We start from the raw sequence: 15,186 nt of genomic DNA on the forward strand, positions 1-15,186 counted from the left end.
AGGAGGGACGTATGAACTCGATACAACGGATTGTGGGAGCGGTTGGGCTTGTGGGTTTGCTGGCCGGTGCGGGCTGTAAGAAGACGAGCGATAACACGCTGAACTACCGTAGCGCGATCGACACGTACTACTCGTCGCGGCCCTCGTGTCTGTGGAGCGATGAGGTGAAGTTCCCGGTACAGGCGGATACGTCGGATGTATCGAAGACGACGGGCTACGACGCGCTGGTGGACCAGGGGCTGCTGCAGCGGACGACGGCGGAGAAGAAACGGTTCATCCTCGGGTCCAAGCAGGTGACGAACTACGACCTGACCGACAAGGGGCGGAGCGCGTGGACGGCGGATCAGTCGCAGCCGGGGTTTGGGAACTTCTGCTATGGGACGCGGAAGGTGTCGAGCATCGACAGCGCCACGCCGTCGAACTCGCAGCCGGGCGCGACGACGACGGTGAACTATCACTACACGCTGAGCGGGACGCCGGGATGGGCAACTGCGGCCGAGACGCAGACGGCGTTTCCGCAGGTCAAGAACGATGTGACCGGGCCGCTAACGGCGGTGGCTTCGCTGACCAATACGACGAACGGATGGGCGGTATCGGGCGCTCCGAAGCCAGCGAGCGGAGCAGACGGAACCATCGTCCAGTAGGGGCACTTCGTGCGGTTCTTGGGGAGGTATGGGGAAGTGATCTTCTGAGGGCCTCCCGTTGGTCGGCAGCGAGCATTTTTCTTTCCGACCAACGGAAGGGCCACACGAAGCCGGGAATGGCACGAAGTGCTACGGCAGCTTGAAGCCGGGAGCGACGTACTCGTGGCCCATGCCCATGACGAAGGACGGCTTGGTGGTCAAGGTGATGTCGTCGATGGGGCTGCCGTTGAAGGCGACGATATCGGCTGATTTACCGGGCTCGAGCGTGCCCACCTTGTCGGAGATGCTGAGCAGGTCGGCGTTGCCGAGCGTGTCGGCCTTCAGCACGTCGAGCGCAGGGACGCCGCACTTCTGCACCAGTATGACCATCTCGCCGCCCAGCGTGCCGCCGAAGTCGGTGCCGACGGCCATCTTGACGCCGTACTTCTGCGCCAGCCGCACCTGTCGTCCGAGGACGCCGGGCTTCTCGTCGGGCATCCGCAGGATCTTGTTCTTGGTGTTCTGGCTCAGCGCGGGCGAGCCTTCGTGCAGCAGGTTGACGACGTCGTCGAGCGCGGTCAGGGTCGCGTCGAGATAGACGCCCTTCTCCTTCATCATCTTCGCGCCCTCATCGTCGAGGTAGATGCCGTGCTCGATCGAATCCACACCCGCGCGGACCGCGGCCTTGATACCCTCCTGGCCGATGGCGTGGGCCATCACCTTGCGCTTCATCAGGTGCGCGGTCTCGATGATGACCTTGAGTTCGGCGTCGGAGAACTGCTGCTCGAGCCCGGTATCGGAGTCATCGGCGACGCCGGCGGTGGCCATGATCTTGATCTGGTCGGCTCCGAGCTGGATCTGCTCGCGGACCTTCATGCGGCAGTTGTCTTCGCCGTCGCAGATGCCGGTGGAGAAGGCGGGCGGCGCGAGCGAGGCGAGGAAGTTGCCGTTGCGGAAGTCGCCGTGCCCGCCGGTGGTGCTGATGGGTGCGCCCGAGGCCAGGATGCGCGGGCCGTACGCGAGGCTCTGGGCGATGGCGTCGCGTAGCGGGAAGATAAGCTCGGGCGTCGAGCCTGCGTCCCGCGCGGTAGTGACGCCGGAGAGGATCTTCTCGCGCGAGATGCGCAGGGCGCTGACGAGGTTTCCGTTGGCGATGTGGGTGTGGGCGTCGATCAGGCCCGCCATGACGAACTTGTCTTTGAGGTCGATGACCTGAACGATGGCGGGTGGCGCGACTCCGAGCGATGCGGCGTCGACGTAGCCGGGCTTGATGGAGTCGATCTTGTCGTTCTTGACGATGACCGAGACCTGCTTGGCGACGGGTTTCGAGGCGTCTGCCATCAGGGTGCCCGCGTGCAGGATGTACCAGCTATCGGGCAGCTTGGCGGCCTTGACGTCGAGGACGGAGGGGGCCGATTGAGCATGGAGCGCAATGGCAGTGAAAGCGAGGAGGAGAGCAGCGAACAACCGGCTGGAGAGAGTCTTCATGATGGAGCCTCGTGCGGTTCTCGGGATATGGAGCAGTGATTGTGAAAGGCCCTCCCGTTGAAGAATTTTCATTCCGACCAACGGGAGGACCGAGATTGTTGATTCACCAAGACAAGTATGAAAGTCACGAAGTGACCGCCCTCCGCGTAGGAGGGCCGTCCGGCAGGACAAAAGCAACTACGCCCTCACGCCAGGCGGGCGGCACTTCGTGCGGTTCTCGTTACGGCAGCTCGAAGCCGGGTCCCTTGTACTCATGGCCCTGGCTCATCACGAAGGTGACCTTGGTGGCGTTCTCGATATCGTCGATGGGGCTGCCCGTGAAGGCGACGATATCGGCGGACTTGCCCGGCTCCAGCGTGCCCACCTTGTCCGAGATGCCGAGCAGATCGGCGTTCGAGATCGTCGCGGCCTTCAGGGCTTCGAGCGGCTTGATGCCGCCGTCGTGAACCAATAGCACCATCTCGCCCGAGGGCGTGCCGCCGAAGTCGGTGGCCACAGCCAGCTTGACGCCATACTTGGTTGCCAGCCGCACCTGCCGTCCGATGCCGTTGGGCTGCGCCTCGGGCATCCGCATGATCTTGTTGTAGGTGTTCTTGCTCAGCGGCCGCGCGCCGGGCTCGGGGTGCAGGGCGCGCTTCAGCACGTCGGCTGGAGCGGTCAGCGTGGCGGAGAGATAAACGCCCTTGGCCGCCATCATCTTCGCACCCTCGTCGTCCAGGTAGTTGCCGTGCTCGATGGAGTCGACGCCCGCGATGACGGCGGCCTTGATGCCCTCCTGGCCGATGGCGTGGGCCATTACCTTGCGCTTCATCAGGTGGGCGGACTCCACGATGACCTTCATCTCGGGCAGCGAGAACTGCTGTTCGAGGCCCGTGTCGGAGTCGTCGAGCACGCCCGCGGTGGCGATGAGTTTGATCTGGTCGGCTCCAAGCTGGATCTGGCGGCGGGTGACCTTGCGGCACTCGTCCTCTCCGTCGCAGATGCCGGAGTCGAAGGCGGGCGGTTCCAGCGACTCGAGGAAGTTGCCGTTGCGGTGGTCGCCATGTCCGCCGGTGGTGCTGATCGGAGAACCGGAAGCCAGGATGCGCGGACCGTACGCGAGTCCCTGATTGATGGAGTCGCGCAGCGGGAAGATCAGCTCGGGGTTCGATCCGGCGTCGCGAGCGGTGGTGACGCCGCTGATGACCTTCTCGCGTGCGGTGCGCAGGGCCGCGACCCAGTTTTGCCCGGCGATGTGGACGTGGGCGTCGATCAGCCCGGCCATGACGAACTTGTCTTTCAAGTCCACTACGTGGACAGTCGTGGAATCCACTCCGGGGATCGAATCCACGAAGCCGGGCTTGATGGAGTCGATCTTATCGTTCTTGACGATGACCGAGACCTTGGTGGCGATGGGCTTGGTGGCGTCGGCCATCAGGGTGCCGGACTGGATGATGAACCAGCGGTCGGCGGTCTTAGCTGGGGTCTGCGCGTAGGCAAGGGGGCTGGCGAGGGTGAAGGCGACGGCTGCGGTGGCGAGTAGCCGTTGGGCGAGAGGCTTCATGGGTTGCTCCTGAATAGCGTGGATGGACGACGCACGGGGCGGCGTCGAGACAGGGATGCCTGGGCGACGGGGAATCCAGTTTTAGTGATGGATACCAATATAATCCCGACCAGCGGGAGGACCACGCGAAGCAGAAAAAAGGCGTGCAAACGCCCGCCCCGCGCGCAGCGGGTCCGTCCGGCAGGACATAGAAGCAAAAGCGCCCTAACGCCGGGCGGGCGGCACTTCGTGCGGTTCTCGACGCTTCGCGTGCTACGGCGCGAGCAACTTCTGAATTTCCGCGTAGGGCTTCATCTCGTACTCATGTGGAGGCGTGCCGCCCCCGAGGTAGCGGACAAAGTAATCCCAACGCCGCCGCATGGCATACTGCGCCGCCGCCGCATAGCCGTGCTGGGCATTGGGGATCATCACCAGATCGAAGTCCTTGTTGGCCTTGATGAGCGCATCGACTACCAGCAGAGTATTGACCGGCGGAACATTGTCGTCGGCGGTCCCGTGCATCAACAGCAGGTGGCCCTTGAGGTCCTTGGCATAGGTCTGGTTGGCCTGAGCGGTGTAGTTGTCGGTGCCGTCGGCGTTGGAGACCAGTAGCCCTTGATACTTCTCGCCCCAGTCGTCCTCGTAGACGCGGTTGTCGTGGTTGCCCGACTCCGAGATGCCGACCTTGAAGAAGTCGGGAAAGCGGAACATGGCCGCGGCGGTCGCGGCTCCACCGCCCGAGTGCCCCCAGATGCCGACGCGGTCGAGGTCGATCCAGGGGTAGCGCGCGCCGAGATCGCGGATTCCGGCCACTTGGTCGGGAATGGTGTAGTCGGCCATGTTGCCGTAGGCGGCCGTGTGGAAGGCCTTGCTGCGCCCCGGCGTACCCATGCCGTCGATGCACACGACGATGAAGCCCAGCTCGGCGAGCGCCTGCATATCGCGGTGCGAGGCCGTGAAGGAGCGCGACCCATTGGGCGCGCCGCACGAGCCCTGCTGCGGGCCGGGATAGACCAGATCGACGACGGGGTATTTGGCATCAGTCGAAAAGTTAGTGGGCCGGAAGAGCAGGCCATAGAGGTCGGTCTGGCGGTCGCGCGCCTTCACCATGATGGGCACGGGCGGCTGCCAGCCGGTAGCGACGAGGCGGGAGATGTCCTGATGAGCGATCGCCTGCACGATGTTGCCGCCGGAGTCGCGCAGCACGGTCATCTGCGGCTTGGTGGGCGTCGAGTAGGTGTCCACGAAGAACTTGCGGTCGGGCGAGAGCGTGATGGTGTGGTCGGCTGGCTCAGGCGTCAGCAGCTTCAGGTTATTGCCGTCGAAGTTGACGCTGTAGAAGAGCTGGTAGTACGGGTCGAGGCTGGGCTCCTTGCCCACGGCGAGGAAGTAAAGCGTGCGCTGATCTTCATCGACGCCGAGCACCTGGGTCACGTTGCCGTCGCCGCGCGTGATGGGGTGCTTGAGCTTACCGGAGGCGATGTCATAGAGATAGAGCTGGCCCCAGTTGTCGCGCTCGGAGAACCAGAGCAGCTCGTTGGATTTGGAGAGGTAGCGCCAGTTCACCCGGCCGTTGCCCGACTCGAAGAAGGTGGGGACAGTCTCGCCCATCACCTCGCGGACGTCGCCGGTCTCGGGGTTGGCGAGCCGCATCCACTCCTGCTTATGGTCGCGGCTGGTGCTCACGAAGGCTAGGCTCTTCGAGTCGGCGGACCACTGCACGTCGTCCCAGCCGCTGCTTCCCTGGCACGAGATGTCGTCGCACAAGGAAGACCGATGCTGGTCGGGAGCCATCTTCAGGCGGACGATGCGCGGCTTGGGCTCGGCCTTTGCGCCAAGGTCGATGACGACGCGCTCGATCATGGTGACGTCCTTATCGCCGGGCAGCGGGTTCTTCAGCGTGGCCAGTTCGGGGTGGCCTGCGACGACGTTGGTCAGGTAGACCTCGCCGGTCTTGCGCTGGTCCTGCTGGAAGGTGGCGATGCGCTGCGAATCGGGGCTCCAGACCAGGATGGCGTGGTCGGAGTGGGTCCAGCCCGCGTTGTCGGTGGCGTAGCCGTAGTTGGGCACGCCGTCGCGGGTCAACGGGGTCTCTTTGCCGGTGTTGAGGTCGCGGAGCCACAGGTTCCAGTCGCGAATGAAGGCGGCGCGGCGGCCATCGGGCGAGGTCTCGGGGGGACCGCCGGAGGGCTTGGCGTTGGGGGCCGCAGCAGGCTCGGGCGACTTGCAGACGCCTGAGCCGGAGAGGTCGCAGTCGAAGCGTTTGCCATGCAGCACCACGGCGACGGTCTGGTCCTTATCCGCCAGGTTGAAGGCCTGTATGGGCAGGTGCTGCGGGTCGAGCGCGGGCTCGGCGTGCATGGCGGCGGTCAGGGCCGTGGCCAGCTTGGCCTGATCGAAGGCCGGAGCCTTGCTGGCATGGGCCGGGTCTACAAGGATGTAGCTGGTGCCATTGGCCCCGCGGTCGCGATACCAGACGCGCCCGTCGGGCAGCCACGCAGGCTCGGTGACGGTATGGAGCACGAGCGGGTTCACGTTGTAGTTCATAAATCGCTCGGCGCGGGCGTAGTCGTCGGCGGTGTAGACGCGGCCTTGCGGCTGGATCTGCGTTTGGGCCAGTGCAGCGGAGGCGAGGAGCAGCGTGGCGGCAAAGGTTTTGGCAAGGTGCATGGGGCCTCCGGTGACTCTGGTCAGTGTACTTGTAACGCTTTTAGGGACTATTTACGAACAGCGTGCAGCAGTTGGCGCAGGATGCCGGACCAGACAGTTGCATCGGACGACGTGAGGGCCATGCGCAGGACGAGGCGGCGGGTGGCGGCTTCACGGGAGTTGGCGGGGTGGCGGCGGCTGTAGCCGGAGTCGTCGAGCACCTCGCGGAAGAGGCCGTGGATGCGGTCCACCTCGGCGGCGCTGGCGGGCGGGTCGGGGTCGGGAGCGGCTGCGGGGGCAGGCTCCAGCGCCAGTTGATAGAGGCAGACGGCGGCGGCCTGACCAAGGTTCATGGAGAGGTGCCGGTCGCCCGAGCGGTCGTTCATAGGGATGGTGACGAGCGCGTGGCAGTGGCTCAGTTCGTCGTTCGAGAGGCCGGTCTTCTCCGACCCGAAGAGCAGGGCGACCCTGGCCTCGGGCGTAGCCAGAGCCTCGGCAACGACGGGCGCGGCCTGGGGGAGCAGGTAGAGCGGGTGCTCGAGGACACGCTCCCCGACGGCAGTGGTGCCGAGCACAAGGGTGCAGTCCGCAAGCGCATCGGCGAGCGAGGTGTGCTCGGTGGCGGCGTCCAGCACAGAGCTGGCGTCCACGGCGGACTTGGCCGCGGCAAAGGGAACGGGGTACTCGTTGACGATGCGGAGATGGGTGTAGCCGAGGTCGTGCATGGCGCGGGCGACGGCCCCGATGTTGGAGGGGTTACGGGCACGAACCAGGACGACGACGACACGGGACTGAAGCTCAGGCTGCATAAAGAAATTGTATGGAGTTCGTGCTTTTCGTGCGCTCGGCGCAGCTCTGTCCTGCCGGACGGGCCGCCTGCGCGGCGGGCGGGCGTTTGCACGCCTTTTTACTGCTTCGCGTGGTCCTCCCGCTGGTCGATCAAAGGGTCTTGCCCTTTCTGGCCCGCCACAACGCCCCGGCCACCGGATCAACCACTCCATCCAGCACCCCGACCCCGGGAAACTCCCGCCGCACCGCCTCCACCATCGCATCCCGCACCGGCATCACCTTCTCCAGCACACTGCCCGCACAGGCCATCGTCGAAACCCCATCCAGTCGCCGCATTACCAGACGCACCAGGTACCCCAGCTCCTCCCCCTGACGTTGCAGGACCTCTCCGGCCACCACATCGCCCTGCTCCGCCAGCCGCACCACCGGCTCCGTCAGCCGCGAAAAATCGGGCGGCGGCACGCTGTTCGCATACTCCATCAGCTCCTCCACCGACCCCAGCCCCCAGAACTCCATCACGGCCCCGAGCAGCCCGGTCTCCCGCCGCTCATCCCGGGATAAAAACCCAGCCCGCAGCCCCTCGTACCCGATCCTGTACCCCGAGCCCTGATCCGACAGCACCGGCCCCGTGCCGCCCGCCGTCTCGATCACCCCGGCCAGCCCCCGGCCCGCGACATTCGAGCCCGTCCCCGCCATCACCAGCACCCCCGGCCCACCGGGAAACGCCGCGTCCAGTGCGATCTCCACGTCGCCCACCAGCACCAGCTCCCCGCCCACCCGAGCCGCGAACGCCTCGCGCAGCCACGCGGCCACCAGCGGCACGCTCTCGCCCGCTGTGCCCACGCACGTCCGCGTCACGTCGCGCAAGGAGACCCCGCCCTTAGCCACAATCTCTGCCAACCCCGCGTCGAGGTTCGCCGCAGCCGTTGCCGCATCCACCCGCATCCGCTTGATCGTGCCCGTCCGCACCCGCGCCAGCTCGCGCGCCTCATCGGCCAGCACCAGGTCGGCCTTAGTCCCGCCCGCATCCACCGCCAGAAAAAAACTCATCGTATCCCTAGAAAAACACACTTAAACAGAAAAAGGAGCAGACCGAAGTCCGCTCCTCCTTTTTGCCTTGCCGATCCTTACTTGTCCAGCTCGCTCAGCCGCTTCGACAGCAGCTTTTCGAGGTCCACGAGTGCCTTCGAGAAGCCGTCGATTCCCTCCTGCAGCTTGTCCTTGGCCATGCGGTCCTCGGCGTGCATCGCGTCGAAGGTCGCCTTATCCATCGGAATCTTCTGGATATCGAGCGTCTTGGCGTGAGCCGCGTCCAGCTTCTTGGGTAGCTCGCCCTCGGTCGCGTCCAGCTCGGCCAGCAGCTTCGGAGCGATCGTCAGCAGATCGCAACCGGCCAGCTCCTCGATCTCGCCGATATTACGGAAGCTCGCGCCCATGACGACCGTCTTGTAGTCGAATTTCTTGTAGTAGTTGAAGATCGTCGTGACCGACTTGACGCCGGGGTCCTCAGCGCCGGTGTACTCCTTGCCGGTGTCCTTCTTGTACCAGTCGAGGATACGGCCGACGAACGGCGAGATCAGGGTCACCTTGGCCTCGGCGCAGGCAATCGCCTGGTGCAGGCCGAAGAGCAGCGTCAGGTTGCAGTGGATGCCCTCAAGCTCGAGCTTCTCCGCAGCCTTGATGCCCTCCCAGGTGGACGCCAGCTTGATGAGCACGCGGTCGCGCGAGATTCCCGCCTTGTCGTACTGCGCGATGATGTCCTTTGCAGCAGCGATGGAGCCCTCTTCGTCGAACGAGAGGCGTGCATCGACCTCGGTCGAGACGCGGCCGGGAACGATCTCGAGAATCTTCTTGCCGAAGGCCACGGCCAGCGACTTGAACGCCAGCTTGGCCACTTCGTCATCGGTCGCGCCGGTACCGGCGTCGATGCGGGCCTGCCGCAGCACGCCGTCCACGATGTCCGCGTACTCGGGCTGTGCCGCGGCGGCGGCGATCAGCGAAGGATTGGTCGTCGAATCCTGCGGCTTGAACTTTTCAATCGAGTTAATGTCGCCCGTATCGGCAACCACCGTCGTCATCGAGCGAAGCTGTTCCAGCAACGTAGCCATTTTTTTATCCTCAATCTTCTGGAGCGATTCTACCAAGACTCCCGCACAACCATGTTACGGGCCACCCGCCCTTTGGGAGAATCCTCCACCAATTTAGATGATCTTCCCGTAAAAAAGATGGTCTGTTCGAATCGAGTACGCTTGAGTCGAGACCATGAGCACCCTCGCACTTGTCAGCCTCGTCATCACCGCGGCAGCTTTCTTCGGCTGGCTGAGCGTCCGCGCATCCGGTTCGAGGAGCTGATCCTGCACAGGATGCTGGGCCTGCTCTTCGCTATCTGACCGAAGAGAAACTATAGGGCGGCACGCCGGATCTTTTTCTAGAGAAAGCTGGCAGGTACGAGAATCCTCCGCCAATCTTAGCGGCCCGTCTCCTTCACCGCTCCGCTGCGCGCACTCTCGTTGCCGTTGGCGTCGAGCGCCGTCACCCGGTACTCGTACTCGGTGCCCGCGGCTGCCGTGGTGTCGCGAAACGCAGGACCGGCCACTGGTTCCGTGGTCAGCTTCGTCTGCGCGCCGTCCGGGCCGGTCCGATAGACGTTGTACCCCGCCAGATCCGGTTGGTCCCCTGCATCCCACGAGAGGTCGATCGAGCCCTCCGACGGCACCGCCACCAACCCCTGCGGCACTCGCGGGGCCGACATCTCCCGCAGCGAAAAGCTCACCTCCGGCGACTCCGGCCCGCGAATCTCTACCGCCCGCCCGCCCACGGTCACCAGCCTCACCCGCTGCGCCGTGTACCGGTAGTGCGCCTCGCGCTCCGCCCCGGTGTCGACGAGGCCACCCTGATCGGGCACCTTGCCGTCACCCTCGCCGCCGCGCAGCACAATCGCCGCCGCGCTCTTCCCCGCCGGAAGATCCAGCCGCAACCGGCTGACCTCCACCCAGCTCTCATCGTCCTTCTGGGCCTGCCACGTCACCAGAGCACCCGCCCGCCGACTGGCCACCGCCAGCCGTGACACCACTCCCGGGGTATTGCCCGAGGCCGTCCACGCCGGTTCCGACAGCCCCGCCGACCGGCCATTCTCGTTCTTCAGCTCCACCCGGTAGGCCAGCGAGCGCGGATTGCCGCTCGTCAGCTCCGGCGGCAGCGTCTCCAGCGCCTCCACCGCCGCGCCCGGCAATACGACCTTCCGGTCCACCGGCGCGCACGTCCCCGGTCCGCGCCGACGGCTGGGCTGCTCCCGGCAGATTACGGCCGTCATGGTTCCCTTCAGCTTCAGGTGGTCGGTGGTCTCGGTGGGGGTGGTCCAGCGCAGCGTCACCTGGTCGACGACGCGGTTGGCGCTCAGGTTCTTCACCGTCTCCGGCAGCTTGAGCGACGGGGGCTTGGGCACGCTCGGGCTGGCGCAGCCCACGGCGCCGGCGGCCACGAGCAGCGCGCCCCACCCCAAAGCTCGCCGTCTCTCGCGTGCCTCACACATCCTTGTGCCAGCCTAGCACCTTCACGCGCAGTGTCCAAAACCGCACGAAGTGCCGCCCGTCCGGCGTGAGGACGTTGTTGTTGTTGCCTGTTCTTTTGGTTGTCATTCAGGAGCGAAGCGGAGGAATCTGCCGTTGTCTTTGCTTCTCAGCCGCAAAAGCAAAGGCAAAAGCACCCTCACGCCGGGCACTTCGTGCGGTTCTCGACGCTTCGCGTGTTTAGAAGAGGCTCAATCGACCCGGCATCTCAATGCCCAGGTGCTCATACGCCAGCCGCGTCGCCACCCGGCCACGTGGCGTCCGGTCGAGGAAGCCGATCTGGATCAAAAACGGCTCGTAGACCTCCTCGAGCGCGTCCTGCTCCTCAGCCAACGCAGCGGCCAGCGTGTTCAGCCCCACCGGCCCGCCATCGTACTTCTCGATAATCGTCCGCAGCAGCCGCCGGTCCAGCTCATCGAAGCCGTGTGCATCGACCTCCAGCATCTCCAGAGCGGCCATCGCCGTGGGCCGGTCGATATGGCCATTGGCCCGCACCTGCGCATAGTCGCGCACCCGACGCAGCAGCCGGTTGGCGATCCTCGGCGTCCCCCGCGAGCGCATGGCGATCTCCGCCGCCCCATCGCGGTCGATGGGCACACCCAGCACCTCGGCCGAACGCTCGACGACAAAACGCAGCTCGTCGTCGGTATAAAACTCCAGCCGCAGCAGGATGCCGAAGCGCGCCCGCATGGGCGAGGAGAGCAGCCCCGGCCGGGTCGTCGCTGCGACAAAGGTAAAGGGCTTGATATCAAGGATGAACGTCCGCGCGGCAGGCCCGGAGCCGATCATGATATCCAGCGAGTAATCCTCAAGCGCGGTGTAGAGCTTCTCCTGCAAGACAGGTTGCAGGCGGTGCATCTCGTCCAGAAACAGCACCTGCTTATCCTTGATATTCGAGAGGATAGCGGTCAGGTCGCCCTGAATCTGCAACGCCGGTCCACTGGTCTGCTGGAAGCCGACGCCCATCTCATTGGCGATGATGGTCGCGAGCGTGGTCTTGCCCAGACCCGGAGGCCCGAAGAGCAGCACGTGGTCCAGCGCCTCGCCGCGGCTCTTGGCGGCCTCGAGCGCGATGGCGAGCTGCTCCTTGGCCTTGGTCTGGCCAATGAACTCGGAGAGCCGCGTAGGCCGCAGCTTCAGCTCGAAAGCGTCGTCGTCTTCGACGCGTCCAGCGGAGACGATGCGGTCAGGATCGTTCGGATTGGTGGGGTCGCTCAACAGAAAGTTCTCAGGCCGATAGTAGATGTTTCGGCTGTGGGGAGCAAAGTGAGGTTGCTCCGAGGCCGAATGGAGTTATGATTACCGCTTATACAGGCTTTTGATGCGAATCCCACTCCCCGGCATGGCTCTCCCTGCTTTTTTCACATCCCCCATGGACTACCGGACCCTCTTCATCTCGGACCTTACCTCTCATGTCATCTACATGATCGCGCTGTGCGCGCTGGCGGTAGGCAATCGCCGGGTGCGTGGGTTGCGCTGGTTCGCGGCCTGCCTGCTGGTGGACGTCCTCAAGGTCGTCATGCAGTCGCTGCGCGGGTTCCATCCGCTGCCGCTTACGACCTTCCTGGCCGTCTTCGTCGGCAATGAGCTTAACGACTTCAGCTTCATCGCCATGTACCTCGGCTATCGCTGGTTCCTGTTACGGCAACCCCTGGGACATCAGCCTTTGGGGCAACCGGCTTTGCCGCGCCAGCCCCAGCGCAGCCGGCTCGGGCTGGGCCTGCTCCTGGGCAGTATGGCGCTCTACGGGGTCGTTCTCCTGCTGCACACCCCCTGGATCTTCTTCTTCGCCATCCTGCCCGTCTTCGTCGCCTGTGTCCTCTCCGTCGTGCTGCTGTTGCGCACGCCCCGGGGGCCGTTCTTCGTCGTCTCGAGGGTGACGGCAGCTATCTTCGGGCTACAGATTCTCGTCATGGCCTACCGTACCGTGCTGATTACGCTGGACTTCAGCGGCCCCAACATCCACGCGCCGATGACCGACCCGCGCTGGCTCGTCTCCATGATGCTGCTGACGATGCTCGACTCCTGCTTCGTCGCCACGTTCCTCTGGTTCTACGTCGTGGAGCTGCAAGCCACGCTGCGCCACCAGGCCCGCACTGACAACCTGACCGGAGCGCTCAACCGCCGGGCGCTGGACGAGGAGGCCGAGCGCGAGATCAGCCGATGTCGCCGTCAGGGCCTGCCCCTCTCGCTGATCGTGCTCGACATCGACCACTTCAAGATCCTGAACGACGCGCGCGGCCACGACGCCGGAGATATCGCCCTGCGCTCCTTCGTCTCGCTGCTCTCCACCAAGCTGCGCTCGCAGGACTGGATCGGCAGGTCGGGCGGGGAGGAGTTCATGGTGCTGCTGCCCGAGACGCCGATGTCCGAGGCTCTCGAAGTAGCCGAGCGCATGAGGGCCGCCACCGCGTCCCATGCGGTCCTGTACGAGGGCCAGCCGATCTGCATCACGGCCAGCCTGGGCGTGGCCGTACTCAAGGCCTCGCAGGATTCCAGCGATTCGTGGGAGTCCCTGCGGCGGCGCGGAGACCTCGCGATGTATACGGCCAAGCGTCACGGCCGCAACTGCGTCGTCGAGCAGATTGAGGAGGCTCCCGTCCTGCTGCGGGAACCGGCCAGCGTGATTACCTTTTTCCAGCCGGAAGGATTGTCCTCAGCCGCCCACTGCTGGTCCGCAGGCGCTGCTCTGCAGCCGCACGGTCTACCCCCAGCATCTGCATCGCAATCGCGATCTTGACGCTTCCGCCCTCGGCCAGCAGCCGGGCCGCGCGCGGCATATCGCAGCCCGTGGCCGCGACGATGATACGCTCGGCGCGATCGACCAGCTTCTCGTTGGTGGGCTGCACGTTGACCATCAGGTTGCCGAAGACCGCTCCCTGACGCACCATCACGCCGGTCGAGATCATGTTCAGCACCATCTTGGTCGCGGTTCCGGCCTTCATGCGGGTGGAGCCGGTGAGCACCTCCGGCCCGGTGACGACTTCGATGGAGTGGTCGGCGACGCGGCCCATCTCCGAACCCGCGACGCAGGTCAGGGCGACGGTAAGACCTCCGAGCTGGCGGGCATACTCCAGCGCGCCGATGACGTAGGGCGTGCGGCCGCTGGCGGCGATCCCTACCAGCGAGTCGCCCGCGCCGAACCCAGCGGCGGCAAGGTCGCGTGCTCCCTCCTCCTTTGAGTCCTCGCTCTTTTCCGACGAGCGGCGCAGGGCGGAGTCGCCTCCCGCGATGAGGCCGACGAACAGCTCCGGCGAGACCGAGAAGGTCGGCGGGCACTCGCTGGCGTCGAGCACGCCCAGCCGCCCGCTGGTTCCGGCTCCGATGTAGAAGAGGCGTCCGCCTGTGGTGAAGCGTGCGGAGATGGCGTCGACGACCTGCGCGACGGTGGGCAGCGCGGCCCGGACGGTGGCGGCGACGGTGGCGTCCTCGTCGTTGACGACGGTGAGCAGATCGAGCGTGGATAGCTCGTCGAGCTGCTCGGAGCGCGGGTTGCGGGCTTCGGTGGAGAGGGCTGCGAGATCAGTACTGGCCATGATTTCCTTTGACGACCGAGGTGCTCGGAAGATGGCTCATCATAACGCGGCAGCAAAGAAACACGCGCAGCGTCCAAAACCGCACGAAGTGCCGCCCGCCTGGCGTAAGGGCGCTTTTGCTGTTGTCCTGCCGGATGGGCCCGCTACGCGCGGAGCGGGCGTTCACACGCCTTTTTAAAGCTTCGCGTGGACCTCCCGTTGGCCGGAAGAAAGAGCTCTACTTCCGGCCAACGAGAAGTGCTCAATGGTGCGGATTCTGGGTGATGATGTCGTTGAACTGGTTGACGAACGCAGCCTCATTCGGACCGGCGTTATTCCGCAGCGGCAGCACTCTCTGGACCAGAATCTCCTCCGCATCGGTCCCCAGCAACTGGATCGTCTCGGCGATGTAATCCGCCAGCGGCATAGCCCGAGGATCGCTGGCCTGGTGCGTCCCCATCAGCTCCGTCTGGACGTACGGCGGGACGATCTCGATCACCTTTACCGACGTGCCCTTCAGCTTGTACCGCTCGGAGAGCGTGTAGGAGTGCAGCGCCGCCTTGGTGGCCGAGTAGATCGCTGTCGGGGCCATCGGCGTGTAAGCTAGTCCCGAGGTCACGTTCATCACCGCCGCCGCGGGCTGTGCCTTCAGATGCTCGATGAGCGCGGAGGTCATCCGCACGGGGCCGAGCAGGTTCGTCGTCACGGTCGAGACCAGCACCTCATCGCTGACAGGAGCCGAGGCGTCGTCGATCTGCATGATGCCCGCGTTGTTGATGAGCACGTTCAGCGCGGGGAAGTCGGCGATCAGCTTGGCCGCGACCGCCGCGATGCTCGCCGGGTCTTCAATGTTCAGCTCCACGGACTGCATCCCCGGATTGGCCTCGGTCGTGGCGTCCAGGTGGGTCTTGCGGCGTCCCGAGATGATGACCTGGTTGCCCAGCTTGTGCAGCGCCTCGGCCAGAGCCCGGCCGATGCCGGAGCCGCCGCCCGTGATAAAGATCGTATTTCCTGTCAGATTCATGGAATAG

Annotated in this window: 12 protein-coding genes; 2 read left to right on the forward strand and 10 right to left on the reverse strand. The window is 65.0% G+C overall.

Annotated features, from left to right (window positions below; genetic code table 11):
* Positions 1-11 precede the first annotated feature (11 nt).
* Entirely contained in the window at positions 12-644 is a 633-nt protein-coding gene (locus tag FTO74_RS00425; RefSeq protein ID WP_162536376.1) for a hypothetical protein, read from the forward strand.
* Between the two features lie 129 nt (positions 645-773).
* Here FTO74_RS00425 and FTO74_RS00430 read toward each other — a convergent pair whose 3' ends face one another.
* The 8 genes from FTO74_RS00430 to ruvB form a co-directional block, all read right to left on the reverse strand.
* Positions 774-2,111, reverse strand: coding sequence for an amidohydrolase family protein (locus FTO74_RS00430; RefSeq protein WP_162536377.1), 1,338 nt, complete (start codon positions 2,109-2,111; stop codon positions 774-776).
* 220 nt (positions 2,112-2,331) lie between these two features.
* The gene (locus FTO74_RS00435) at positions 2,332-3,654 is read right to left on the reverse strand and encodes an amidohydrolase family protein (protein WP_162536378.1); all 1,323 of its coding nucleotides are present in this window, start codon (positions 3,652-3,654) and stop codon (positions 2,332-2,334) included.
* Between the two features lie 252 nt (positions 3,655-3,906).
* Positions 3,907-6,303, reverse strand: a complete 2,397-nt coding sequence (locus FTO74_RS00440; RefSeq protein ID WP_162536379.1) for a DPP IV N-terminal domain-containing protein — start codon at positions 6,301-6,303, stop codon at positions 3,907-3,909.
* A gap of 47 nt (positions 6,304-6,350) precedes the next feature.
* Positions 6,351-7,091 (reverse strand): TrmH family RNA methyltransferase, encoded by a 741-nt coding sequence (locus tag FTO74_RS00445; protein ID WP_162536380.1) that lies wholly within the window; start codon positions 7,089-7,091, stop codon positions 6,351-6,353.
* 130 nt (positions 7,092-7,221) lie between these two features.
* Complete coding sequence (locus FTO74_RS00450; RefSeq protein WP_162536381.1) at positions 7,222-8,121, reverse strand: BadF/BadG/BcrA/BcrD ATPase family protein; 900 nt, start codon at positions 8,119-8,121, stop codon at positions 7,222-7,224.
* Positions 8,122-8,198: 77 nt separating this feature from the next.
* The gene (locus FTO74_RS00455; RefSeq protein ID WP_162536382.1) at positions 8,199-9,179 is read right to left on the reverse strand and encodes a transaldolase; all 981 of its coding nucleotides are present in this window, start codon (positions 9,177-9,179) and stop codon (positions 8,199-8,201) included.
* Positions 9,180-9,538: 359 nt separating this feature from the next.
* The gene (locus tag FTO74_RS00460; protein WP_162536383.1) at positions 9,539-10,603 is read right to left on the reverse strand and encodes a hypothetical protein; all 1,065 of its coding nucleotides are present in this window, start codon (positions 10,601-10,603) and stop codon (positions 9,539-9,541) included.
* A 217-nt stretch (positions 10,604-10,820) separates the two neighbouring features.
* Positions 10,821-11,858, reverse strand: coding sequence for a Holliday junction branch migration DNA helicase RuvB (ruvB, locus tag FTO74_RS00465; protein WP_162536384.1), 1,038 nt, complete (start codon positions 11,856-11,858; stop codon positions 10,821-10,823).
* Positions 11,859-11,961: 103 nt separating this feature from the next.
* Here ruvB and FTO74_RS00470 point away from each other — a divergent pair, with 103 nt between their 5' ends.
* On the forward strand, positions 11,962-13,380 hold the full coding sequence (locus tag FTO74_RS00470; protein ID WP_162536385.1) for a GGDEF domain-containing protein: 1,419 nt from the start codon (positions 11,962-11,964) through the stop codon (positions 13,378-13,380).
* On the opposite strand, the gene murQ is transcribed toward FTO74_RS00470, so the two are convergent.
* Both murQ and FTO74_RS00480 read right to left on the reverse strand, forming a co-directional pair.
* Positions 13,268-14,176 (reverse strand): N-acetylmuramic acid 6-phosphate etherase, encoded by a 909-nt coding sequence (gene murQ / locus FTO74_RS00475; protein WP_162536386.1) that lies wholly within the window; start codon positions 14,174-14,176, stop codon positions 13,268-13,270. The genes FTO74_RS00470 and murQ overlap by 113 nt on opposite strands.
* A 241-nt stretch (positions 14,177-14,417) precedes the next feature.
* Positions 14,418-15,179, reverse strand: coding sequence for an SDR family NAD(P)-dependent oxidoreductase (locus tag FTO74_RS00480; protein ID WP_162536387.1), 762 nt, complete (start codon positions 15,177-15,179; stop codon positions 14,418-14,420).
* Positions 15,180-15,186: the final 7 nt, after the last annotated feature.

Origin of the sequence: Granulicella sp. WH15, assembly GCF_009914315.1 — a bacterium.
Lineage (GTDB): Bacteria > Acidobacteriota > Terriglobia > Terriglobales > Acidobacteriaceae > Edaphobacter.